Annotated in this window: 24 protein-coding genes and 1 riboswitch; of the genes, 12 read left to right on the forward strand and 12 right to left on the reverse strand. The window is 70.0% G+C overall.

Annotated features, from left to right (window positions below):
• Positions 1-2: 2 nt before the first annotated feature.
• From ACM26Y_RS08835 to ACM26Y_RS08850, 4 genes are all read right to left on the reverse strand, one after another.
• Positions 3-815, reverse strand: a complete 813-nt coding sequence (locus tag ACM26Y_RS08835) for an ABC transporter ATP-binding protein (protein ID WP_416063241.1) — start codon at positions 813-815, stop codon at positions 3-5.
• Entirely contained in the window at positions 812-1,606 is a 795-nt protein-coding gene (locus ACM26Y_RS08840) for an ABC transporter permease (protein ID WP_416063242.1), read from the reverse strand. Before ACM26Y_RS08840 ends, ACM26Y_RS08835 begins: the two co-directional genes overlap by 4 nt.
• Positions 1,587-2,615 carry an ABC transporter substrate-binding protein gene (locus tag ACM26Y_RS08845; RefSeq protein WP_289380236.1) on the reverse strand — a complete coding sequence of 343 codons (1,029 nt, stop codon included), beginning with the start codon at positions 2,613-2,615 and terminating at the stop codon, positions 1,587-1,589. The genes ACM26Y_RS08840 and ACM26Y_RS08845 overlap by 20 nt, the downstream gene beginning before the upstream one ends.
• Positions 2,612-3,331, reverse strand: coding sequence for a TenA family protein (locus tag ACM26Y_RS08850; RefSeq protein ID WP_289380234.1), 720 nt, complete (start codon positions 3,329-3,331; stop codon positions 2,612-2,614). Before ACM26Y_RS08850 ends, ACM26Y_RS08845 begins: the two co-directional genes overlap by 4 nt.
• Positions 3,324-3,422: riboswitch (TPP riboswitch) on the reverse strand. It overlaps the preceding gene by 8 nt.
• A gap of 112 nt (positions 3,423-3,534) precedes the next feature.
• Between ACM26Y_RS08850 and ACM26Y_RS08855 the strand changes: the two genes are divergently transcribed.
• From ACM26Y_RS08855 to ACM26Y_RS08870, 4 genes are all read left to right on the forward strand, one after another.
• Entirely contained in the window at positions 3,535-5,076 is a 1,542-nt protein-coding gene (locus ACM26Y_RS08855; protein ID WP_371384014.1) for a carboxylesterase/lipase family protein, read from the forward strand.
• 124 nt (positions 5,077-5,200) lie between these two features.
• Positions 5,201-5,935, forward strand: a complete 735-nt coding sequence (locus ACM26Y_RS08860) for a FadR/GntR family transcriptional regulator (protein WP_416063644.1) — start codon at positions 5,201-5,203, stop codon at positions 5,933-5,935.
• Complete coding sequence (locus tag ACM26Y_RS08865) at positions 5,932-6,603, forward strand: sterol desaturase family protein (protein WP_416063243.1); 672 nt, start codon at positions 5,932-5,934, stop codon at positions 6,601-6,603. The genes ACM26Y_RS08860 and ACM26Y_RS08865 overlap by 4 nt, the downstream gene beginning before the upstream one ends.
• Positions 6,604-6,726: 123 nt before the next feature.
• The gene (locus ACM26Y_RS08870; protein WP_416063244.1) at positions 6,727-6,936 is read left to right on the forward strand and encodes a DUF2945 domain-containing protein; all 210 of its coding nucleotides are present in this window, start codon (positions 6,727-6,729) and stop codon (positions 6,934-6,936) included.
• Positions 6,937-7,062: 126 nt separating this feature from the next.
• Here ACM26Y_RS08870 and ACM26Y_RS08875 read toward each other — a convergent pair whose 3' ends face one another.
• The 3 genes from ACM26Y_RS08875 to ACM26Y_RS08885 form a co-directional block, all read right to left on the reverse strand.
• Complete coding sequence (locus tag ACM26Y_RS08875; RefSeq protein WP_416063245.1) at positions 7,063-8,139, reverse strand: ABC transporter ATP-binding protein; 1,077 nt, start codon at positions 8,137-8,139, stop codon at positions 7,063-7,065.
• Positions 8,140-8,214: 75 nt separating this feature from the next.
• The gene (locus tag ACM26Y_RS08880) at positions 8,215-9,144 is read right to left on the reverse strand and encodes a glycoside hydrolase family 68 protein (protein ID WP_416063246.1); all 930 of its coding nucleotides are present in this window, start codon (positions 9,142-9,144) and stop codon (positions 8,215-8,217) included.
• Entirely contained in the window at positions 9,141-10,265 is a 1,125-nt protein-coding gene (locus tag ACM26Y_RS08885; RefSeq protein ID WP_416063247.1) for a LacI family DNA-binding transcriptional regulator, read from the reverse strand. The genes ACM26Y_RS08880 and ACM26Y_RS08885 overlap by 4 nt, the downstream gene beginning before the upstream one ends.
• A 102-nt stretch (positions 10,266-10,367) precedes the next feature.
• Between ACM26Y_RS08885 and ACM26Y_RS08890 the strand changes: the two genes are divergently transcribed.
• Genes ACM26Y_RS08890 through ACM26Y_RS08910 form a run of 5 tightly spaced genes read left to right on the forward strand, consistent with a single transcriptional unit; the run spans position 10,368 to position 15,185 of the window.
• Positions 10,368-10,736: a hypothetical protein gene (locus tag ACM26Y_RS08890; RefSeq protein ID WP_416063248.1), complete on the forward strand. Its 369-nt coding sequence runs from the start codon at positions 10,368-10,370 to the stop codon at positions 10,734-10,736.
• Positions 10,676-11,716, forward strand: a complete 1,041-nt coding sequence (locus tag ACM26Y_RS08895) for an extracellular solute-binding protein (RefSeq protein ID WP_416063249.1) — start codon at positions 10,676-10,678, stop codon at positions 11,714-11,716. The genes ACM26Y_RS08890 and ACM26Y_RS08895 overlap by 61 nt, the downstream gene beginning before the upstream one ends.
• Complete coding sequence (locus tag ACM26Y_RS08900; RefSeq protein WP_003935186.1) at positions 11,713-12,660, forward strand: carbohydrate ABC transporter permease; 948 nt, start codon at positions 11,713-11,715, stop codon at positions 12,658-12,660. Before ACM26Y_RS08895 ends, ACM26Y_RS08900 begins: the two co-directional genes overlap by 4 nt.
• 2 nt (positions 12,661-12,662) lie before the next feature.
• Positions 12,663-13,487, forward strand: coding sequence for a carbohydrate ABC transporter permease (locus ACM26Y_RS08905; protein ID WP_054374513.1), 825 nt, complete (start codon positions 12,663-12,665; stop codon positions 13,485-13,487).
• Between the two features lie 48 nt (positions 13,488-13,535).
• Complete coding sequence (locus ACM26Y_RS08910; protein ID WP_416063250.1) at positions 13,536-15,185, forward strand: glycoside hydrolase family 13 protein; 1,650 nt, start codon at positions 13,536-13,538, stop codon at positions 15,183-15,185.
• Between the two features lie 77 nt (positions 15,186-15,262).
• Here the strand turns inward: ACM26Y_RS08910 and ACM26Y_RS08915 are convergent, their stop codons facing one another.
• On the reverse strand, positions 15,263-15,913 hold the full coding sequence (locus tag ACM26Y_RS08915; protein WP_416063251.1) for a hypothetical protein: 651 nt from the start codon (positions 15,911-15,913) through the stop codon (positions 15,263-15,265).
• Positions 15,914-16,360: 447 nt separating this feature from the next.
• On the opposite strand from ACM26Y_RS08915, the gene ACM26Y_RS08920 reads away from it, so the two are divergent.
• Together ACM26Y_RS08920 and ACM26Y_RS08925 are read left to right on the forward strand one after the other, a co-directional pair.
• On the forward strand, positions 16,361-17,491 hold the full coding sequence (locus ACM26Y_RS08920) for a hypothetical protein (protein WP_416063252.1): 1,131 nt from the start codon (positions 16,361-16,363) through the stop codon (positions 17,489-17,491).
• 17 nt (positions 17,492-17,508) lie between these two features.
• On the forward strand, positions 17,509-20,343 hold the full coding sequence (locus ACM26Y_RS08925) for an FtsW/RodA/SpoVE family cell cycle protein (protein ID WP_416063253.1): 2,835 nt from the start codon (positions 17,509-17,511) through the stop codon (positions 20,341-20,343).
• Here the strand turns inward: ACM26Y_RS08925 and ACM26Y_RS08930 are convergent, their stop codons facing one another.
• The 3 genes from ACM26Y_RS08930 to ACM26Y_RS08940 form a co-directional block, all read right to left on the reverse strand.
• A complete protein-coding gene (locus tag ACM26Y_RS08930) occupies positions 20,344-21,333 on the reverse strand; it encodes a rod shape-determining protein (RefSeq protein WP_040781454.1) in 990 nt (329 codons plus the stop codon).
• A 167-nt stretch (positions 21,334-21,500) separates the two neighbouring features.
• A complete protein-coding gene (locus ACM26Y_RS08935) occupies positions 21,501-21,779 on the reverse strand; it encodes a GNAT family N-acetyltransferase (protein ID WP_003935193.1) in 279 nt (92 codons plus the stop codon).
• Positions 21,780-21,941: 162 nt separating this feature from the next.
• Complete coding sequence (locus tag ACM26Y_RS08940) at positions 21,942-22,463, reverse strand: hypothetical protein (protein WP_416063254.1); 522 nt, start codon at positions 22,461-22,463, stop codon at positions 21,942-21,944.
• Positions 22,464-22,591: 128 nt separating this feature from the next.
• Between ACM26Y_RS08940 and ACM26Y_RS08945 the strand changes: the two genes are divergently transcribed.
• The gene (locus ACM26Y_RS08945) at positions 22,592-22,909 is read left to right on the forward strand and encodes a hypothetical protein (RefSeq protein WP_054374522.1); all 318 of its coding nucleotides are present in this window, start codon (positions 22,592-22,594) and stop codon (positions 22,907-22,909) included.
• 16 nt (positions 22,910-22,925) lie between these two features.
• Here the strand turns inward: ACM26Y_RS08945 and ACM26Y_RS08950 are convergent, their stop codons facing one another.
• The gene (locus ACM26Y_RS08950) at positions 22,926-23,549 is read right to left on the reverse strand and encodes a Type 1 glutamine amidotransferase-like domain-containing protein (RefSeq protein WP_054374525.1); all 624 of its coding nucleotides are present in this window, start codon (positions 23,547-23,549) and stop codon (positions 22,926-22,928) included.
• Positions 23,550-23,558: the final 9 nt, after the last annotated feature.

Here is a 23,558-nt window from a genome sequence, read left to right on the forward strand (position 1 = left end):
CATCAGTCCCGCAGCGACGAGCCGCGCGAGTCCTGCGGTGTCGAGTCGCACGAGTCCTGCGGTGTCGAGCCGCGCGCCCCCGTGCTGTGCAGGACGTCGACGAGTTCCCCCTCGAGCGCCACGAACTCCGGTGACGTCAGCGTGTCCAGACCGCGGGGACGCGGCAGCGGCACCGACACCTCGTGGCACACCCGCGCCGGGCGGGGGGTGAGCACCAGCACCCGATCCGACAGCAGCAGCGCCTCCCGCACGTCGTGGGTGATCATCAGCACCGTCCAGCGGTCCCGCTGCCACACCTGCTGCAACCACAACTGCATCTCGGTGCGGGTCAGCGAATCCAGCGCGCCGAACGGTTCGTCCAGCAGCAGCACGTCGCGGCCCTGCAGCACCGTCCGCGCGAGCGCCGCGCGCTGCCGCATCCCACCCGAGAGCTGCCGCGGGGCGGCATCCTCGAAACCGGCGAGACCGAAGGCGGGGAACAACTTCCGTGCCCGGTCCCGCGCCTCACCGCGGGGTGTGCCCTGGACCTCGAGGCCGAGCGCGCAGTTGTCGAGCACACTGCGCCACGGAAACAGCAGATCCTTCTGCGGCATCAGCGCGGCCCGTCCCGGTGCGGCCGGCCGCCCGGCGACCGTGACGGCGCCGGTGTCGGGCACGTCGAGGCCGGCGATCAACCCGAACAGGGTGGACTTGCCGCAGCCGCTCGGACCGATGAGCGAGACGAACTCGCCCTCGGCCACCGCGAACTCGGCGCCGTCGAGCACGGTGCGCCCACCGAACGCCTTGTGCACGCCGGTGACGGCGACGGCGTTCACCGGGGGCTCCTCGTCGCCAGCGCCCACGGCGCCACCACCCGCTCCGCGGCGTAGGTGAGCAGGTACAGCGCGAGTGAGAGCATCGCGGTGACGAGCACCGCCGCCAGCACCAGATCGGTCCGGAACGAGTTCTTCTGGGTGCTCATGTAGATCCCGAGTCCCGACGTGGCGCCGACGTACTCGGCGAAGACCGCACCGACCACGGCGTAGGTGATCCCGATGCGCAGCGCCGTGAAGAATCGGGGCAGCGCCGAGGGGAGCCGCACGTATCGGAACTCCTGACGGCGCGAGGCACCCATGCTGCGCAGCAACGCGCCCGCCTCCCGGTCCGCGGCGGCGAAGCCCTCGATCAGGCCGATCGCCATGGGGAAGAACGTGGCGAGCGCGATCACCAGGATCTTCGGCAGCAGCCCGAAGCCGAACCAGATGATCATCAGCGGCGCGATCGCGATGATCGGCAGGGTCTGCGACACCACGAACAACGGCACCAGGGCGCGGCGCAGCCACGGCGAGAAGTCCACGACGATCGCCAGGGCCCAGGCGACCGCCAGGGACACCGCGAAGCCGACGAGCGTGACCTGCAGGGTCGACCAGGCGTGACCGGCGATGTCGGCGCGGTGCGCCCACCCCTGCCCGAGGACCCGGGCGGGGGAGGGCAGCACCTGCGGGCGGATGCCGCTGACCGCCACGTACAGCTGCCAACCGAGGGCCAGCGCGGCGACGGTCACCGCGGCCGGGGCGACGCGCCGCAGCCAGGGGTTCCGGGTCGGGTCAGGGCGTGAGGTAGTCATCGGTGAAGTAGGTCGACCAGTCCGGCTCGGTGGTCAACGGTGCGCCGTCGGGACCGGCGAGCAGGCCCTTCTCGAACAGGAACCGGGAGTACCCGGTCCATCGCTCGAGGGTGAGGGTGCCGACACGGCCGTTCTCGTCGCGCATGTAATCGGCCGACAGCATCCGCTGACTCTCGTAGACGAGTTCCTCGTCGGAGAACGCCCCCGGGTTGGCCTCGATCAGGGCGCGCGCGCCGCGGTCGGGATCCTGCGCGGCGATCTCGTAGCCGCGCTGGACGGCCTGCACGAACGCGCGGGCCTGGTCCGGGTGTTCGGCCAGCCAGTCCTCGTTGCCGTCGATCACGATCGCGTAGGCGTCGGGGAACCCGTAGTCGGTGTAGCGGAAGTACCGCATCGGCAGCCCGCGGTGCTCGGCCTCGATGCCCTCCCACGCCAGGTAGGAGACGGTGAAGTCGGCGGTGCCGGAGTACACGGCCTCGTAGGCGGAGGTGCCGAGGGTGACGGAGGTGAAGTCGCCGCGCCCGCCGTCGTTGCGGATCACCTGGGCGAGCGTCTCCTCGTCGCCCGGGTCGCCGAAGCCGGCGTAGGTGCGGGAGTCGAGGTCCGCGGGCCGGGTCAGGTCGGCGCGGTCGGCCTTGACGGCGATGCCGGTCGCCCAGTGCTGCAGCGGCGCGAGCACCGAGACGGTGCGCGAGCCGGCCGCCCGGGAGAACGTCGCCTGCGCCTGCGTGGAGATGCCGAACTCGGCGTTGCCGGCATCGACGAGGGTGTCCGGGGTGGTGTTGTTGTAGGGCAGGAACTCGACGTCGAGACCGGCGTCGGCGAACAGGCCCTCCTGCTGGGCGACGTACAGGCCGGTGTGGTTGGTGTTCGGCGTCCAGTCCAGGGCGAATCGGATGGTGTCACCGGAATCGTCGCTGTTCCCGGCGCAGGACGCGGTGAGCAGCAGCGCGGCGGTGACGGCGGCCAGGACGGTGAACCGGCGGCGCAGCCGAGGGAGCGTGGTCATGAGGCCGGCCACTCCTGGGTGTTGAGCGCGGTGTCCCAGAACAGCAGCTCGTAGCGCGTGGCGATGGTGAACGCCTCGGCCATGGCGTCGCGCTCGACGTCGGTGGCGGCCGCCGCCGCGGCGTCGACGAGGTCGCGGGCGCCGGCGACCGCGGCGTGGAACTCGGGCGCGTCGTAGGTGGTGACCCACTGGGCGTAGGGGTGGGCGGGATCCGCGGCGAGCACGTCGGCGGCGCGGACGGCGAGATCGCGGCCGACCTCGGCGTAGATCCAGAAACAGGGGAGTACCGCGGCGGCGCCGACTGGATACGGGTCGGTGGCGACGGTGGCGGTGAGATAGGAGACGTAACCGAGGCAGGCGGGCGAGTGCGCGGGGGCGCCCTCGGCAGGCGGCAGGACCCCGCCGGTGAGCAGCCCCCGGTGCAGGGCGGATTCCTCGGTGGCGGCCGTGGCCGCGCTGTTCGCCCAGAACGCGGCGGTGCCCGGGTCCGGGGCCTTCGCCGCGAGGAGGGCGAGTGCCTTGGCGTACCCGGCGAGGTACAGGGCGTCCTGCTCGATGTAGAAGCGGAACGCGTCGAGCGGCAGCGTCCCGTCGCCGAGGCGGCGCAGGAACTCGAGGTCGTCGATGGACTCGCGCAGGACCTTGGTCCGGTCCCACAGCAGATCGGTGAAGCGGTCGGTCCCTGCCGGGACCGACGCGCGGGCAGGCATGGTCATGCCAGGACATCCCTTCGTCAGCATTACCTGATCAGGTTCGACGGGTGTGATCTCAGCCCCGCGCATGTGCGGAGCACCCCGTGTCTACGGAGCCGACGATAGCACTCGGCGCAGACTGCCTCCGTCGCCCGGGTCGGCGGGGTCCGCATGCAACCTGTCTGTTGTTGGTACCTTGGCCCCAGACCGTTCGTTCGGGAGGGACCGTGGACGCCGAGACGCTCATCGTCGGCTGCAAGTACGGCGACGTACGCGGCTACCGCGACGGCTCCGTCTACACGTGGAAGGGCGTCCCGTACGCCGCGCCGACGTCCGGTGACCTCCGGTTCCGCGCCCCCGAACCGCCGGAGCCGTGGACCGACGTGCTCGACGCGCGGCGCTTCGGGCCCATCGCGCCGCAGGGACGCAACAACCCGATCCCCATCGATCCGGGGCTGACGATCGGTGAGGACTGCCTCTCGCTGAACATCTGGGCGCCGGAGCCGGACGGGGAGCCGCGGCCGGTGATGGTGTGGATCCACGGCGGTGCCTACGTCCTCGGCTACTCGGGGCAGCGGATCTACGACGGACGGTTGCTCGCCGAGCGCGGCGACGTCGTCGTGGTGACGGTCAACTATCGGCTCGGTGCGCTCGGCTTCCTCGACTTCTCGTCGTTCTCCACCGCCGGAACTACCTTCGAATCCAATGTGGGACTGCGGGATCAGATCGCCGCCCTCGAGTGGGTACGCGACTGCATCTCCGCGTTCGGGGGCGACCCCGACCGGGTCACCGTGTTCGGCGAGTCGTCGGGCGGTGGGTCGCTGACCACCCTGATGACCGTGCCCCGCGCGGAGGGGCTGTTCCACCGGGCCATCGCGCAGAGTCCGCCGGCGACGTCGGCGTACGGGTCCGAGCGGGCCGCCCGGGTCGCCGAGCGGTTCCTCGAGATCCTCGACCTCACCCCGGCGCGGGTGTGGGCGCTGCGGGACATGCCGCACGAGACGCTGACCGACGCGGGCGACGTGCTCGTCGGGGAGATTCCCACGAAGTTCCCCGGCACGCTCGCGATGGCGCCCGTGGTCGACCGCGACCTGGTGCCGAAGTACCCGGTGGCGGCGTTCCAGAAGGGGCTCGCGCACCGGATCCCCCTGATCATCGGCTCCAACAAGGACGAGCCGTCGATCTTCCGCTTCATGAAGTCCCCGTTGATGCCGGTGAGCGATGCCTCCGTGCAGGCGATGCTCGACGCGCTCGCCGAGGATCACCCGGAATTGCCGCCGGACCGCATCGCGGAGATCATCTCCGCGTATCCGGATGTCACGAAAACGTCGGGGGCAATGGCTCTTTCGCGCGACGCCGGGTTCCGGATGCCGGTGGTGTGGATCGCCGACGCGCACAGCGCCCACTCGCCGACGTGGGTGTACCGGTTCGACCATGCGACCCCGATGCTCAAGGCGGCGCGGATCGGTGCCGGTCACGCCACCGAACTGCCGTACGTCTTCGGCAATTTCGGGACGCTCGATCGTGACCCTACGTTCTGGCTCGGTGGCCGCAAGGCTGCGACGACGATCTCGGGCCGGATCCAGCGTCGCTGGCTCGCCTTCGCGCACCACGGCGTGCCGGCCGCCCTGGACGGATCCCGGCACTGGGCGCCGTACGACACCGACAAGCGCATGACCCTGCTGATCGACAACACCGACACCCTCGTCCCGGACCCCGACAAGGTGCTGCGTGAGGTGTGGGGCGACCAGGTGATGGGCTTCAGCTGACCACTCCGGGTGGCCGAATGTCACATTCCGTCGGTCTGACCGATGGAATGTGACATTCGGCCGCAAAGGGAACTGGTCTTACCACTTGACCTCTGTCCGGACGGTGGCCTACGGTCGGGTCGTGATGTTCGAGCCGATCACCCGCAAGTCCGCCTCCGGTGAGGTGTACGACCAGATCGCCGCCCGCGTGCTCGGCGGCGATCTCGCCGCCGGGGCGTCGTTGCCGAGTGAGCGCCACCTCGCCGAGGCCTTCGGAGTGTCGAGGCCCGCTGTCCGCGAAGCTATTTCCCGGCTCGCACACGCCGGCCTGGTGGAGGTGCGTCAAGGGGAGGCCACCTCGGTACGGGACTTCCGCACCCAGGCCGGGCCGGAACTGCTCCCGCGACTGCTCGTGCGCGACGGGCGACCCGACTGGGACGTCGTCCGCAGCGTCCTCGAAGCCCGGCAACTCATCGGCCGCCAGGTCGCCCGGCTCGCGGCCGCCCGCGCGACCGAAGAGACGGAACTCCGACTGCGCGAGTCCGTGGCACGTCTCGCCGCGGGGGACGACCCCGTCGCATTGCAGGTCGCCGCCCTCGGATTCTGGGAACACGTCGTCGACGCCGCCGACTCCCTCGCGTTCCGGCTGATCTTCAACAGCCTGCGCAACGCGTACGAGCCGGCCATGACCGCGATGGCCGGGGTGCTGATCGCCGAGGTCGGACGCGCCGACCTCTACGAACGGCTCGCCGGCGCCATCGTCGCGCGCGACCAGGACGGCGCCGAACGCAGTGCCGGCGAACTGCTCGACCTGGGCACGTCGGCCCTGACCACCGCCATCGAGCACGCCGAACACGGAGATGCGAGGAACCGGACATGAGCACGAATCGGACCGAAGGGCGGGGCCGTCGCGCCTCGATGGGCCTGCGGGACGCCGCCGCCGAGTTCGTGCGGCACCCGTCGCCGTGGATGATCGGCGCAATGCTCGCCGCCGCGGTCGTCGCACGGGTCCTCGTCGGCGACTGGCAGGTCACGGACGCGTTGGTCCCACTGGTCGCCCTGCTGGTGTTCCCGCTGGTGGAGTGGGTCATCCACGTCGGCATCCTGCACTGGCGGCCACGCCGGGTCGGTCGGCTGACGCTCGATTCGCTGCTGGCCCGCAAGCACCGCGAACACCACAGCGACCCGCGCGACGTGCCGCTGGTCTTCATCCCCTGGCAGACCCTGGCGTGGCTGTTGCCGGTGCTCGTCCTCGTCGCGTGGCTCGTCTTCCCCAGGCCCGGACTGGGACTGACGTTCCTCGTGACCCTCGGTGTCCTGGGCTCGATCTACGAGTGGACGCACTACCTCATCCACACGGACTACCGACCCGGCTCGCGGCCCTACCGCGCGGTGTGGCGTCATCATCGGCACCACCATTTCAAGAACGAGCACTACTGGTTCACCGTCACCACCGCCGGCACCGCCGACCGGATTCTCGGCACCGAACCGGACCCGGCGACGGTCGAGACCTCGCCGACCGCCCGGAACCTGCACGCGACCCGGTGATCCGGTGCCCGAACCGCGCTCGCGGGGAGGTCGCCGGCGAGCGGCGGTGGCCTTGCGATGCCGTCGCCGAAACCGTGCACCGGGTAGCATCTCCGGAACCAGCATCCAGACCAGGGAGGGGCTGTGGCGACTGACTTCTCCGTCGGCGACCATGTCCGATGGAACTCCGAAGCCGGATACGTCGAGGGCGTCATCGTCAAGAAGCACACCGAGGACGTGGAGTTCAAAGGACGTACTCGGCGGTGCTCCGAAAGTCACCCTCAGTACGAGATCAAGAGCGACAAGACCGATCACATCGCGATGCACAAGGGCGACGCGCTGACCAAGCTGTAGCGCCCGAGTCTCGATGGTCACTCGCATCCCGATGGTCGGTCACTCGAGACGAGATGAGCATCATCGACGGTGAGCAGCCTGTCGAAGGTGGCGACAGCGCGGTGCCGAGCTTGCTCGCTGCGGCGCCTACTGCGACAGTCGTGCGCCGCCGGGAGTGGTGGCAAAGACGTGGACGTGCGACGGGTCGATGCGCACGTGCACGACCTGCCCCTTCGCCGGTGGGTTTCGCCAGTCGACCCTGGCCACAATCGGTTCGTGCCGTGCGCCCACCCGGATGCGCCCGAAGACGAACGCTTCCGAACCGAGTTCCTCGACCACGTCGATCTCGAGTTCGAGTCCGTCGTCGGCGAGTTCGACGTGCTCGGGCCGGATCCCGAACACCACCTCACGTCCGGCCGCCGACAGCGTGGCCCGCGGCACCGGAATCACCTGATCGCCGAAGCTGATCCCCCCGTCGGTGACGGGCACGGTGAACAGGTTCATCGAGGGCGAGCCCATGAAACCGGCAACGAAGACGTTTGTCGGCCGCCGGTACAACTCGCGCGGGCTCGCGCACTGCTGCAGGACGCCGCCCCGGAGCACCGCGACCCGGTCGCCCATCGTCATCGCCTCGACCTGGTCGTGCGTGACGTAGACGGTCGTCGTGCCCAGCTGGCGCTGCAACTTGGCGATCTGCGTCCGGGTCTGCACCCGCAGCTTCGCGTCGAGATTCGACAGCGGCTCGTCCATGAGGAACACCTGCGGCTGGCGGACGATGGCGCGGCCCATGGCAACTCGCTGCCGCTGGCCGCCCGACAACGCCTTCGGCTTACGGTCCAGATACGCGCCGAGGTCGAGCATGTCGGCGGCCTCGCTCACACGGCGTCGGATCTCGGCCTTGTGGGTACCGGCGAGTTTCAGTGCGAAGCCCATGTTCTCTGCGACGCTCATGTGCGGGTAGAGGGCGTAGTTCTGGAACACCATTGCGATGTCGCGTTCCTTGGGCTCGGCGTGCGTGACGTCGCGGCCGCCGATGGTGATGCGACCGCCGTCGACGTCCTCGAGACCGGCGAGCATGCGTAGCGAGGTCGACTTACCGCAACCGGACGGGCCGACCAGGACGAGGAATTCGCCGTCCTCGATGTGCAGGTCGAGCCGGTCCACCGCGGGGCTGTCCGAACCGGGGAACAGCCGGGTCGCGTGGTCGTACGTGATGGTTGCCATGAGAAAAGTGAGTCCCTCCACCGGCAGGAACGTGCCGGACGATCCGAGTGAGTGAGGTGAGTGGTGCGGGTGGTGTCAGTGCGTGGTTGTCGAACTGGCGGTGTCGATGAGCGGCACGCGGCTCGAGGACGAGATGGTGCCGAATTGCGGTCCGTGGCCGTTGTCGAAGCCCCACGTCGTCCAGGTGCCGTCTCGTGTCCGCCGCATCTGCACCGCGTACAGGTCGGTGGTGTCGACGTTCGCCGCCTCGGTGATCTTCCACGGCCCGAGCAGGGACTGCCCTTCGGCGATCCAGGTCCCGGACTGGTGTTCGGCGTGAACGCTGGTGTTCTTGGGTGCGCAGGAGAACACCAGGATCGGTTTCCCGTCGACGACGTGCGTTTGCAGGACTTCCATCTCGCCGAATCCGGCGGGCGTCGAGAGTGGGGGTCGGACGTGCCAGCTGCTCAGGTCCTCGCTGGTGGCGTGGCCGACGACGGCGCGGCCCTCGGGATCGCCGGAGTTGGCGCGGGCGGTGATCAGCATGTGCCACCAACCGGCGTGTTCGAAGACGTAGGGGTCGCGCCAGGCCTCGTCCGGCCAGCTTCCCTCGCCGAGGCGTTCGTACCAGCGGCCGTCGGCCTCGAGGACGAGGTCGGGGTCCTTGGTCCAGGTGAGCAGGTCCGAGGAGGTGGCGCGGCCGATGCGTTGTGTGAGGCCGTTCTCGGCCCGGCTGACGCCGGTGTAGAACATGCTCCAGAGTCCGTCGGTGTCGCGGACGACGGAGCCGGTCCAGGTCGCGAGGTCGTCGAAAGCGGGGGCGTCGGAGGGCGCCAACGCGTCGGCGGTCAGGGTCCATTGCGCGCCGTCCCGTGACGTCGCGTGTCCGATGGTGGCACGGTAGTGGCGGCGTTCGCGGTCCTGCAGGGCGCGCGAGGCGCGGAGGAAGAACAGGTGGTAGTCGGTGCCGTCGTCGGCCATCCAACTGTCCCAGACCCAGTGGTCGGGAAGGGCGAGTCGCATCATGTCTCCTGGGGATGTTCGGCCGCCGGGCGGTCGTGTTCTCGGCGCGAAGGGCCGTCCGAGGTCGCCGCAGGCGGGCGCCTCCGGTCCGGTGCCGGGCCGGTGCTGGCGCGGACGGTGAGTGTGACCGGGGCCGTGACGGAGGTGGGTACGCCACCGTCCGCAGTGGGGCCGGGATTCAGCGTGTCCAAGACCAGGCGGGCGGCGATCTCGCCCTGCTCGCGGACGGATTGGTGCACCGTGGTCAGGTCGGTGAGTGCGGCGAGGGGATGATCGTCGATTCCGACCACGGAGACGTCGTCGGGTATCCGCAGGCCCCTGCGGCGCAGGGTTCTGATCGCGCCGAGGGCGAGTTCGTCGCTGTGCGCGAACACAGCCGTGGGGGCGTGCTCCGGGTTCGCGTCGAGAATGTCGGCCATCGCCGAGGCGGCGTGGAGGCCGCCCCAGTCGACGTCGCGGATGAGAGTGTGATCGACCGCGATCCCGGCTTCGGTCAGGGCATCGACGTACGCCGCCGAGCGGCCGGAGCGGGCCGGCCAGCCGGGCTGGTCCGGGTCGTGGGCGGCGATCATGGCGATACGCCGGTGGCCCAGTTCCAGAAGGTGATCGACGGCCAGGCGGCCCGCGCGGTAGTCGTCGATGCACACGTAGGGGTAGTCGGCGTTCTGGCCGCCGGCGGCGATGATGCTGACGCCCATCAACGCGAGTCGTTCCTGTTCGTGCTGGTCGACCGGGAATGCGACCACCACGACGGCGTCGACCTTTCGTCGGGCGGGCAGCCGGGTGAAGAAGTCGTGGCGGTCGTCGGCGTCGCCGACCTGGTACAGCAACAGGTCGAAGTGGGCCGCGGAGAGTACCGTCTCGATGCCGCTCACCATCTCACCGAAGAACCAGCGCTCGAGGTGGGGGACCGCCAGCGCCACCCGTCGGGTCGGGCCGCCGGCGAGGCGGACCGCATCCGGGGAGACGACGTAGTCGAGACGGCGGGCGGTGGCGAGGACCTTCGCCTTCGTCGCCGCCGAGACGCCGTACGAGTCGTTGAGGGCGCGTGAGGCCGTGGTCAGCGAAACCCCGGCCTCCCGGGCGACGTCGCTGAGGCTCAACGAAGCAGGTCGATTGGACACAAGCCCGATGGTAGACCGATCTCCCTTGATTTCGGAAGCGCTTCCGACATACGCTTCGGAAGCGCTTCCGAAATGTGATGCGCATCTCAATGCGGAGGAGTTATGAACTCACACCACTCGACCCCGGCCCGGTGGGCGCGCAGATTCGCAGCCCTCGCCGGCGCCGCGGTCCTGCCGACGGTGGTGGCGTGCGCGCCGCCGGGCAGCGGCAACACCGCGACCGTACCGACTGATCCGGGGCCAGTGAGCATCGATCTCGGCACCGATCCGATCGAGTTGACCCTGTACGACGGTGCAGGGTTGAAGAAGATCGACGAGGCTCTGATCGCGGCGTTCACCGAGCGCCATCCGAACGTGACCATCACCCCGCGCTACGACCCCGACGACGTGCAGGCCGTCAACGCCCCCGGGTGCTCGCGTCGGAGAATCCGCCGGACATCGCGCGGATCATCGCACTGCCCGCCGCGGTAGCCAACCGCCAGCTCACGGAACTCGATCCGTGGGCCGACGCCTACGGCTGGAACGCGCTACCGCCGGGACAGATGGCCATGTACCGGGTCGATGCGAACGGGGTCCGCGGCACCGGCCCGCAATACACGATGGCCAGTGGGTTCACAGTAACCGGCTTCTACTACAACAAGGAGCTCGCCGACCGGATCGGGATGGCCGAGCCTCCCGCTACCGTCGCGGAGTTCGAACAGACCCTGGCGTCGGCGAAAGCTGCCGGACTCGTCCCGATCATGGCCGGCAACAAGAGCTCGCAGGTCACCTTCCTGGTCCAGATGATGCTGAACACCGCCCTCGGCCCGGAAGCGGTCGACGACTGGGTCTTCAACGCGCCCGGCGCCACCCTCGACACTCCCGCCGGGGTCGACGCGGCCGCGGTGGTGGCCGACTGGGCAGCGAAGGGCTACCTCCCCGCGGACACCAACGGCACCGACGCCACCGCCGCCGCCGGGCGGTTCGCCGCGGGCGAGGCCCTGTTCTATGTCTCCGGGAACTGGGATGCCGCGACCCTGCAGGCCAAGATGGGCGAGAACGTCGGCTTCACCCTTCCGCCCGTGCCCGCCGGGTCACCCGTGGCGGCCATGTCCGACCCGGTGTCGAACTTCGCGATTCCCTCGGGCTCGGACGACAAGAACGCCGCCGCGGCCTTCCTGGACTTCCTCCGCTCCGACGCCGGCCGGCAGGTCGTGGTCGACGCCGGCTTCGCCCCGTCCGGTACCGGCCCGGTCCCGGCCACCGCACCCGGATCGCTGGGCGCCGAGATCCAGGCGGCCTTCGACGAACTGGTCGCCGCCGACGGCCAGGTCCAATTCGTGCAGAACGCCACCAACGGCATGTCCGGCACCTGGCTGCCGCAGGTCCAGATGCTCGTCGCCGGCCGCACCACACCCGGCGAGATGATGGCCGCCGTCCAATCCGCATACGAGCAGGACCTGCTGAGATGACCTCTACCGCACACGCCCCCCAGGCATCCCCCACGCAGGCGTTTCCGCATCGCGCCGCTACCCGGCCGGGGCGGGGCCGCCGCGCCAGGCGAGCCCTGACCGGGTGGCTGTTCGTCCTGCCCGCCGCGGCGATGTACACCGTCTTCGTCCTCCGGCCGCTGCTGGCCACCCTCTGGTACTCCCTCTACAACTGGGACGGCATCTCCGTCGGCAGCTGGGTGGGGCTCGGCAACTACCGCCGCGTGCTCACCGACCCGCAGTTGCTGTCCTCGATCGGGCACGCGTTCTTCCTCATCTTGTTCTTCACCGTTCTTCCGGTGATCGGCGGCCTTCTCGTCGCCGCCATGCTCCAGGAGATCCGCATCCGCGGCCTCGGTACCCTCGCCCGCACGTTGCTGTTCCTGCCGCAGATCATTCCCGGCGCGGCCGCGGCGGTCGCCTGGGTGTGGATGTTCTCGACCGACGGCACCGTGAACCAACTGCTCTCGGCCGTCGGCCTGGGTGGGCTCACCCGCTCCTGGCTCGGCGACTTCGACTGGGCCCTGCCCGCCGTCGGTGTCATCGGCACGTGGCTCGGCCTCGGATTCTGCACCATCCTGCTGATGGCCGGCATCGGGAAGATCGACGTCTCGATCTACGAGGCCGCCCGGCTCGACGGCGCCGGCTTCTTCAGCACCTTCCGGTGCGTCACCGTTCCCGCCCTGCGGGCCGAGATCGGGGTCTGCGTCACCGTCACCATCATCGCCGCCCTGGCCAGCTTCGACATCGTGTTCATGTCGACCCAGGGCGGACCCGGCTACGCGACCACCGTGCCCGGCGTCCAGATCTACCAACTCGGCTTCACCGAATCCCGGGTCGGTCTCGCCAGCGCCCTCGCTGTCGTCCTCACCGTCCTGATCCTGCTGGTCGTCCTGCCGATCCAGCGCTTCTTCAGAGAGACTTGATCATGAAAACCTCGGTTCGCCAACGAATTCCCGGACTCGTCCTGCTGCTCGGCACCATGATCTTCTCGATCCTGCCGCTGCTGAGCATGTTGTCGGCGGCACTTCAGCCGCAGGGCACCGTCCCGCTTGGGCTGTCATGGCCGTCGAACCCGCAGTGGCACAACTTCGTCGACGCCTGGCGCGTCGCGGAGGTGACACCGCTGATGGTCTCGAGCATCATCCTCGTCGCCGGCGTCGTTCCGGTCGCAGCGCTGTTCGCCGCGATGGCCGGCTACGGGCTCGGGCAGTTGCACGTGCCCGGAGGCACCGTCGTCTTCCTGCTCCTGCTCCTGGGATTGACCCTCCCGAAGGAAGCGACGATCGTGCCGCTCTACTACCAGCTGCGCGAGATGAACCTGCTCGACACCCGCCTCGGGCTCATCCTGGTCCTCATCGGCACGTTCACGCCCTTCGCCGTCTTCTGGATGCGAGCCCACTTCTTGTCCATGCCGAAAGAGCTCACCGAGGCTGCGGCCCTGGACGGGGCGGGCCCCTGGCAGGCCTTCCGTCACATACAGATCCCGCTCGCGGTTCCGGCGCTGGCCTCGCTGTGCCTGCTGCTGTTCCTGTGGACCTGGAACACCTTCCTGCAGGCAATCGTCCTCATCGACGACCCCGGTAAGCGGACCATGGCGGGCGCACTGCAGAACTTCGTCGGCCAATACTCCACCGACGTCGTCCTTCTCAACGCCGGATCCCTGCTGATCATGGCACCGACCATCGTGGTGTTCCTGCTGTTCCAGCGCCACTTCGTCAAGGCGATGATCGCCGGCGCCGTCAAGGGCTGACCCGTGCCGCCCACACAACCCCGCCCACACCGTCCCCAGGGGGAGACCATGCCCACATCACGTCAGTGGTGGCACGACGCCGTCATCTACCAGGTGTATCTGCGCAGCTTCGCAGACGGCACCGGTGACGGCATCGGCGACCTCGCAGGGCTCGCCGAGCGCCTGCCGTATCTCGTCGACCTCGGCGTCGACGCCGTCTGGATCACCCCCTGGTATCCGTCCCCGATGGCGGACGGCGGCTACGACGTCGCCGACTTCCGCGACATCGATCCGCTCTTCGGCACTCTCGACGACGCGGACACCCTGCTGGCCGCCGCCCACGCCGCCGGACTCCGCGTCATCATCGACCTGCCCGCCAACCACACCTCCGACAGCCACCCCTGGTTTCGGGAGGCCTTGCGCAGCGCCCCCGGTTCGCGAGAGCGCGCCAGGTACTTCTTCCGCCCCGGCCGCGGTGACACGGGCGAACTTCCGCCGAACGACTGGATCAGCGCCTTCGGCGGGCCGGCCTGGACCCGCACCACCCGAGACGACGGACAGGCGGGCCAGTGGTATCTGCACCTGTTCGCACCCGAACAACCCGACCTCGACTGGACCAACCCCGAGGTCCGCACCGAATTCGCCGACGTTCTGCGCTTCTGGTTCGATCGCGGCGTCGACGGCATACGCATCGACGCCGTGTCGGCAATGGCCAAGGTTCCCGGACTGCCGGATGCCGGCCACGCACCGGGAGCCCGGTTCGAATCGAGCACGTGGGTCGACAATCCGCACTGGGATGTCGACGAACTTCACGACATCCTGCGCGAGTTTCGCGCCATCGCCGACGAATACGGCCCCGATCGCATGTTCGTCGCCGAGGCGATCGTCCGCAGCCCCGAGCGCCTGGCCCGCTATGTGCGCCCCGGCGAGTTGCACACCGCCTTCAACTTCGACTTCCCGAGAGCCGGCTGGGATCCGACAGCGCTGCGCGAGGCCATCGACCGCAGCCGCGAGGCCCTCCGCGAGGTCGGTGCGCCGACCACCTGGGTGCTTTCGAGCCACGACGAAACCCGGCACCTCACCCGATTCGGGCGCGCCGAAACCAGCACCCTGCCGATGACCCTGACCGCCGCCACCGACTCCGATCTCACCCTCGGCACCCGGCGCGCGCGCGCCGCGGTCCTGCTCATGCTCGGTCTGCCGGGCGGTGCCTACCTCTACCAGGGCGAGGAGCTCGGCCTCGAGGAGGTCACCGACCTCCCTACGGAACTGCTGCAGGACCCGACCTGGGAACGGTCCGGGCACACCATCCGTGGCCGCGACGGATGCCGGGTCCCGCTGCCCTGGAGCGGCGACCACCCACCCTTCGGATTCGCCACCGACGACGTCCGGCCGTGGCTACCCCAACCCGCCAGCTGGAAGTCGAAGACCGTCGTCGCCTTGTCCGACGCCCCCGATTCGATGCTCACCCTCTACCGCACCGCACTCCGGCTCCGACGCACACTGCCCGCCCTGCGCGACGACTCCTTCTCCTGGCAGCCGTCGCCCCCCGATACCCTCGCCTTCGACCGCGGGACGGCGTTCCGGTGCGTTGTGAATCTGTCCCACCACCCGATTGCGATCGACCCGGACACAACCGTCCTGCTCGCCTCCACCGACCTGAACGATGCACGTTCTCTGCCACCGGACACCGCCGCCTGGTTGCGCACCAGCCGGTAGGGCGGTGGCGCACTCACTCCACCCCGTCCCCGCTCGATCGGCCCGGCTCCGGCGTCCCGCCCACAGCGACGGCACCCTCAACGCTTCTCCGGACGCCGTGACCTGCGCTGCGCCGTGACGTTCTCGGCGGCGCCGATGGTGGGGGCGAGCCGCCACAATCCGGCTGCGGCGAGAAGGTGCCACAGTGCGTGGCCCTGAAGCGCACTGCTCGGCCGGCAGAGCGATGTCCGGTCGCCGAGGGTGCCGAGCAAGGCACCCGACGCGAGAAGAAGTGCCGCGACGATCGTCGACCGTCGCAGGTGCGGGCGGATGCGGGCGCGGTCGAGGGCCAGTCCGACGGCGACGACGGCCAGCAATGCCTGTACGACGGTGGAGACCGACGGCCCGGCGGCCACGACGGGAACCATCAGGAACGGAACGACGCGCCACCGCCACGGTGACAGCCGAGTGCCGAACCGGTCCGAAGCGGCGTCTACGGCGACGAAGGCGAGCAGCGTCGCGAGAGGGAGGTCGTGTGCGTACGCCTGCCACGGCGGGTTCGGTCCGTGCGCGACGAGCGACCCGGCGCCGACCGCGACGACGAGCAGACCGTAGGTGACGCTCGCCGTGTCCCGGCGCGCGAGGACCGCGACACCGGCCACTACGAAGGCCAGGCTGCTGACGGTGGCCGCGGGCTGGCCGACGAGGCCTGTGCCTCGATACAGCTCGCAGGCGTTCGCCAGCATCATGGCTCGAGATTAGCCGCTGCAGGCCGGTCGCAGATGTGCGCCGCGGAACCGGGGATGGGATGCCGCCACCGGTGAAGGGAAGCGACGCGGTGCCCGTTTCGAGAGGGCTGCGCGGATCGGGCATGTCCGCGCGGCAGACGGTCGCTCGGACATACAGCCCGCATGCAGCCGGTGAACGAGACGGACCGGGTCTCGGATGAGTAAACGGCATGTCCGCCAGCGCGAGTCGGAGTTGAATGGATACCCCAGGGGTAGTGGAACTCGACACCAACCAATCCGAAGTCATGGTTCACCGTCGCCCGTCCCGGTTGCGACCTGTGCGGGCGGCGCAGCGGTTCGGGGTGCACGATGAGCGAAGCAGTGACAGAGCTCCGGGGGAGAGGGCGCGAGCCTGTCGAGCCCCGATGGGAACCCTCCCTACTCGACGACGAGACTCCTGGCGACGGTGTGCCGCTCCGGCGTCTGCTCGCGGTGGCCACGTTGACCCGAGCGCAGGCTGCACTGCTCGTCGACGATCTGATCTGCCGGCTCGAACGCCGTCGGCACCGCTGTCCGAGCCGGCTGCGGGACGACGCGGTGACGGTGTCCGAGACCGGACGGCTCACGATCGCATGGAACGAGAGCGCGACGGACGGGCACGCAGCGGACGAGTCGGCGGCGAGACTGCTCCGCGGCATCGTGACGAGCTGCCGCTGTCCGGAGTGGGCCGAACAGGTGAACGAATCGATCGACGAAGCAACAGATCTCGCGGACCTGATGCACCGGGTCCGGCACACGATCGCAGCGGGCCGCGACCCGGCCGAGGAGTCCCGGGTGCGGAGCCAGCTCGCCGCACTCGTCGCGGTGATGACGGAACGTCCCTTTCCGGACGGCCCGGCGGTGGCGCGGGCGGACGCGCCGCGGAGTCCGGACCGAGGGGCCGGAACGTCTCTCGCCCCGGCCGGCTGGTATCCGCCGGTGCGCAGTGGGTGGCATCGCCGGCGGAGACGACCGTCGCGACGGCAGGGGGTGCTCGGCCTCGTCGCGATCCTGATTCTCGTCGGGACGCTGTGGGTGGCGCCGCGGGCGTGGGAGGAGTTGCGCCGCGGCTGGGACGCCGTCCTGAACCCGGTGGATACGGGGGAGCCGAACCGGATCGAGCCGGTCTCGCCTCCGCCGCCCGAACCTGAGGGCGGTCAGGACGGGTCGGCAGTGGGCGCGGGCACGACGGCGCCCGGGCCGGTCCAGGTCGGCGCCCCGGCAAGCGCGGGTCCGATCAAGCTGGTCACCGCCACCTTCGCCAACGGTGGATGCGCGCCCGGACGCATGTGCGCCGTCCGGGTGGACGTACACCTCGACTCCACGGCAAGTGCCGGCACCGTGACCTGGGCGCTGAACGTCTACGACAGATGTTCCGGCGCGGTCGGCACGAGCGCCGAGGTCTCGCTGGCCGCCCAGCCGGGCGAGGAGGAGGTGTACGGAATCAGCTGGGCGGATCTGCCACCCGGTAGGGCGCTGGCTGTCGCCGCGGTGACCAGCGCCCCGGCGGCAGCCGCCTCGGAGCCACTGTCGGTGCCCGCCGAGAACGCGACCTGCTGAGACGGCGAGGAGGGGACATGGCCGAGCGCCGGCGGGAATCCGATCCCTGGATCGTCACCGCGGCCGTGGTACTCGTGGTGCTCGGTCTGCTGAATCTCACCGCGATCGGGATGACGTCGAATGCCGTTCGGCACGCATTGTTCGCGGCAGTCGGTCTCGTCCTGATGCGCGTCGTTTCCCGCCTGCGGGCGACTGATCTGCGGGCATTCGGATGGGCGGTGCTCGCCGCGGCGACCGTGCTGTTGGCCGCCGTGCCGCTCGCCGGCGTCGCGACCAAAGGCGCTCAACGCTGGCTGGACTTCGGCGTGTTCACCGTCCAGCCCGCCGAACTCGCCAAACTCGCTGTCGTGCTGGTCCCGGCCGGCATATTGGCCGGTGGCTTCACCCTCGGCCGGTTCGCGGCAGCCCTGACGGCCACCGGGGTACCGATTGCGCTCGTCGCGCTGCAACCGGACCTGTCGACTGCCCTGGTGCTCGTCGCGACGGTCATGGTCATGCTCATCCTGGCCAGGGTGCCGCTGCTGCCCCTGCTTCCGTTGTTCGCGGTGGGAGTCGCGTCGCTGCCGCTCGCCGTTCTCGTCCTCCGCCCCTATCAACTCGAACGCGTGCACGTGTTCCTGTCGAGCAACGTCGACCCGAGTGGGGCGGGTTGGGCCGCGCTGCAGGCGGATATCGCCATCGGCAGCGGCGGATGGTGGGGTCTGGCGCGAGACCCCCTCTACGAGGTGAGAGCCGACTATCTCCCCGAATCGGAACACGATCTCGCCTTCGCGAGCGTCGTGTACGGATGGGGACTGTTCGCCGGCCTGGCAGTCGTGGTCGCCACCACGGTGATCGTGTGGCGGGCGGTGCTCGCCGCCCGCACCGCCCGGACCCGCGAGGCGGCGCTGGTCGCGGCGGGAATCGGCGCGACGTTCGGGATCCACGCCCTGGTATCGATCGGTGCGAGTCTGTCCCTGATCCCGCACACCGGCATGCCGATTCCGCTGTTCAGCTACGGGGGAACGGCCGCCCTCGTCGCATTCGTTGCTGTCGGACTGGTACTCGCGGTGCGCAGAGACGGCGTCGCGCGGCCGCTCTGGCGTCCGGAACCGAGACGGCGCCGCCGCCTACGAGGGGTGTCGGCAGGGGCGGTCGGGCTGACAGCCGCGCTCGTCGCGATGTCGATGGTCACCTGGCAGCTGCAACACGTCCGCGGTGCGGAGCTCCGCACCGCGGGTGAGGCGCAGATGATGCGCTGTATCCGGCTGCCCGCCGAGCGCGGTCTCATCGTCGACCGCAACGGCGTGCCGCTCGCGCTGAACGCCGCCGAGTACGCCGTTGCCGTCCTGCCCCAGGTGTTCGGCGAGAACGATCCGGGCTCGCGCAGCCGACTCGCGGCGCTGATCGGCCTCTCCCCGGACGAACTGGCCGAGGTGATGAGTGGACGTTCCGAAGGGGAACCGCAGGTCCTCGTCGGCAGGGTCGCACCCGAACAGGCTCGGCAGGTCGTGAACGAACGTTTTCCCGGGGTCCTCGTCGCTCCGTCCGGCCGCAGGACCTACCCGTACGGGGCGATGCTCGCGTCGGTACTCGGCCATGTCGGGGTCGCCGATCAGCAGGACATGGAGCGCTGGCCGCATCTGGCGCTCGGATCACGGGTCGGCAAGGCCGGAATCGAGAAGCAGTACGACGCGTTGCTGCGCGGCACCGACGGCAGGCAGTGCATGTACGTCGATCCGACCGGACGTCCGGTCGCCCCCGGCACGCGGGTGGATCCGATACGGGGACACGACCTGCGGTTGCACCTCGACATCGGCCTGCAGGACCTGGCGACCACTGCGTTGACCGGAGCCGTCCGCACCAGCGGCGGCGACCTGGGGGCCGCGATCGTGATGGACGCCCGCACCGGAGCGGTACGGGCCATGGCCAGCGTGCCCGGATTCGACAACAACGCCTACGGCCCGCCGGCCGACCTCGTCGCCCTCGCGGCGCAGGCCCAGTCGTCCGGGCCGGGGGCGATGGTCAACCACGTCGCCCAGACCGCCGCACCGCCCGGGTCGACGTTCAAGATCGTCACCGCCGCCGCGAACGCCGAGAACCCGGTTCTGGCACCGGAGACCGTGATCGCCACGGGCGCGGCCTACACCTACGGTGGGCACACCTTCCGGAACTGGCAGCCCATGGGGCCGCACGACCTGCTGCAGGCCATCCAGTGGTCCGACAACGTCTACTTCTACCGCCTGGCCGAACTCCTCGGGCCCGAGCGGATCGCCGCGGTCGCCGAGCAACTCGGCGTGGGGCAGCGATCGGGAATCGACCTGCCGGGCGAGGCCGAAGGGTTCCTCGGCACGCCGGAGTCGGTGGCACGTATCGGCGCCACCTGGTATCCGGGCTCGACGCTGCTGATGGGCATCGGCCAGGGCACCGTCAGCGCGACCCCGCTGCAGGTGGCGTGCTGGACGACGGGCATCGCCACCGGTGCGATGGTCACCCCTCGGCTCGCAGCGGCGTACGGGTCGGAGGACGACATTCCGATTCCCACGGCGGAGCCGCGCCGGCTGCCCTTCGCCGACCACCTCGATCCCGTACGGGCGGGGATGCGGGCGTCGGCGTCGGCCGGTACGGCCGGGCAGCTGGCCGATCTGCCGGTGCAGGCGGGCGCCAAGACCGGCACGGCGGAGGACCCGTCCGCGCCCGGGAAGGGTCTGAACGCCTGGTTCTCCGCGGTCGCACCCATGGACGCACCCGAGATCGTGGTGTCGGTGCTGGTCCGCGGCGGCGGGTTCGGGTCGGCGACCGCCGGGCCGGTGGTCGAGAAACTCCTCCGGTGGTACTTTCCGTCACCTCCGGTCCCGGAGCCGAACCGGTGATCAGCTGCTGTACGCCGCCACCACCTCGGGGTGCTCCAGGCAGGCCTTGGCGCCTTCCGCGACACAGGTGAGGGGACGTTCCGCGGTCTTCACCGGGAATCCGAAGGACTCCTCGAGCAGCTGCGACAGACCGCGCAGCATCGCCCCGCCACCGATGGCGAGCAGCCCCTCCGACATCACGTCGCCGATGGCCTGGGCGGGGAGGTCCTCGAGGCAATCGGTCAGGGTCTGCACGATCCCCGTCGTCGTCGGCCGCAACGCCTCCACGATCTCCTCGATCTCGAGCGTGACCAGCCGGGCGCGGCCGGTGACGGCATCGCGTCCCTCGACGACGAGGGCCTGCCCGTCGGGCGTTCCGGGGGTGCCCACCTTCGCCCGCTCGGCGGTGAGCTCGCCGACGACGATCTTGTGCTCCGCGCGGAGGTACTGGTACAGCGCGGTGGTCAGTTCGTCCCCGGCGAGTCGGCAACTGCGATGGGAGAGAATGCCGCCGAAACAGATCGCGGTGACTTCCGAAGTGCCGCCGCCGATGTCCACGACGAGGTGGGCACGTGCTTCGAGCGGGTTGATCCCGCAGCCCAGGGCGCCGGCGACCGGCTCCGGTACCAGGCCGACCTTGCGAAGACCGGCCTCGTGCCCGACTTCGAGCACCGCGCGACGCTCGAGGGGCGTGGCCCCTGCGGGAACCGAGATCACGCCGTTCGGTCGTAGACCGTAGGACCTGTGCGGGGCGACCCGCTTGATGACGGCCGTGACGAAGGTGCGGGCCGACTCCAGATCCACGATCACGCCGTCGCGTATCGGGCGAACCGGGGTGATGCCGACCGGGGTGCGGCCGACCAGCTCACGCGCATCCTGACCGATCGCAAGCGCGCGATGCGGGTCCTTCTCGCGCACCAGCAGGAACGACGGCTCGTTGAAGACGACGCCGTCTTCGGGGGTGGCGACGACTGTGTTGGCAGTTCCGAGATCGATTCCGAGTCCACCCATGTCGGCCTCCGAAAGGGTTCGAACCGAGACCGTTTCGATGTTACGCAGCACCGGCTCCGCAGGGGCGGATATGACGAGTCACCGACGAGGCCGTTCGTTCGCCGCCGACCGTGTCCGAGCCCGACACCGCCGACGTCCGGAACACGCGTCCCGGGATCTGCTGCGGATCAGTTGCGGTATTCGGGGTTCGCGTCGAGGAACTTCGCGACGTACCAGCACGAGGCCGCGATCTTGCGGCCCTCCGAGCGGGTCTCGTCGAGGGCGTGGCGGACCACCTCGGCGGCGAATCCGTGGCCGCGGAACTGAGGCTGGGTGACGGTGTGGTCGAAGTCGCGCACCCCGTCCGAGTCGGTGTAGTCGGCGAACGCGGCGAGCGTGTCGCCGGTGTACAACGCGAACCTGGACTGGTCGGGGTGGTGTTCGATGCGGTGCTCGTCGTTGGTCACACCATCGACCCTACCGGCCTGCGCGGGGGCCGTGGGATCTGCCCGAGTCGGTAATGGGGCCGGCGTGGGATGCGATGTTCTCGTTGTGGACCTGTGTCGAGGGCGGGCCGGTGTGAGCGGTGACGTGGTGGTGACGCGATGCAGGCGACGGTGGAGACGGGGTCAGGCGGTGACCTGGCCGGCCGGGGGGTGCGCCGCGCGGACGGCGTCGACGAACGCGGTCTTGCGCGCCAGGTAGCGGTCGCGGAACTCGTCGAGATCGTCGGTCCCGTCGCTCGAGACGGCGGTGAGGTACCCGAAGAGGGCGACTGCGGCGGTGAGCACCGGCTCGGGGGCGGACAGCCGCATCTCGTTGACGATCGCGTCGAGGTCGACGATGCCGCGGGCGACGGAACGCAGATGCAGATCGTCGGACTGCAGGGCTTCGGCGAGGTCGGCCTCGGCGAGAGCCGAGTGGTCCGCCTCGAACAGGTGGTTGTAGACGGTGTCGGCGGCATGCAGGAAGCGGACCTGCAACGCGCGATCGGCCGCCCGCAGGGGAGCGGCTGCTGCGACGGCCCGCCGCGACGGTCGCGCGCCGATCCGGGTGGCGAAGACGCCGAGCAGGACGCCGGCCACGAGTCCCACCGGTACGGCCCACCAGGGCGCCGCACCGCTCGTGAGCAGGTCGGTCAGGGTCTCCACCGTAGGAATGCTAACAGCGGAAGTCACATCAGTCGCACCAGTCACTCTGTTACCGAATCGTTCCGCCGGTGCGATCGGGTGGTTGTGGCAGGTCACTAACGTCAACGGTCGTTCGAAGGAGGTGCCGTATGACCGCATCCGTGCTGTCGGACGCACGACTCGTGCGCGCCCTGTCCGACGAATTCCTTTCGCGGCGGGTCGATTACAAGGCTCTGGAGAGCCTTCACCGCGGGAACGTGGCGGACTGGGCCGCGGCGGCGAGCCGGTTCGCGGCGCTGTCGGACGAGGAGGAACGGCAACTCGCCCTGCGCTGGGAGGGCAATCCCCGCGAACTGCTCGACATCCTGCTCGCACGCGCCGACGAGGTCACCGCCCGCCGGTGCCGCACGGCCTGGGTCTCCCTCGACCGGTTCGCGCCGTTCGTCCGCGCGAGCAGCGGCCCGTGAGCGGCGGCGCGCAGTCTCACGCCTCGTCCACGACGATCACCTGGTCGTCGTCGAGTGCCCGGAAGGGCAGCCGCTGCTGCGTGAGATATTCCAGCGTGCGCGCGACGCCCGCGTCGGCCAGGGCCGAGTCCCCGGCATGCGGGACGATCGCGTAGTCCACCCACCCCAGACCGTCCCAGCGGGCCGGAACCCCGCAGACGACGTCCACCTCGCCGGGATCGTCGGAGAATTCGAGGCCGCGCAGGGACGGCGTCACCAGGCAGGCCCCCGCGCTGTACCCCGCGTAGGCCAGCCGACCGGACCGGACCAGGTCCGTGAGGATCTCGTCGCCACCGCACAGCGCGAGCCGCATCCGCAGCACGAACGTGTTGCCGCCGCGCACCCACAGTGCCCCGAACCGCGACAGCACCGCCCGCAGCGACTCGGGCGAGCCGGCGTGGTCCCGCAGGTCCACCTCGACGGGTTCGTATCCCAGTGCGCGCAGCGGCGCGAGCTCGCTCGCCACCGCCGAGTCCCGGGCCCGGGACGGCCACGCGTCGGCCGCGTTGGCGATCACCGCGATCGGGCACGGGCCTCGGGTGACCCCGAGCAGCAACCCGGGATCCGCGCCGAACCGGTAGGACGACAGGAACAGCCGCACGGAGTCGCC

The sequence above is a fragment of the Rhodococcus indonesiensis genome, assembly GCF_047782815.1.
Classification (GTDB): Bacteria; Actinomycetota; Actinomycetes; order Mycobacteriales; family Mycobacteriaceae; genus Rhodococcus; species Rhodococcus indonesiensis.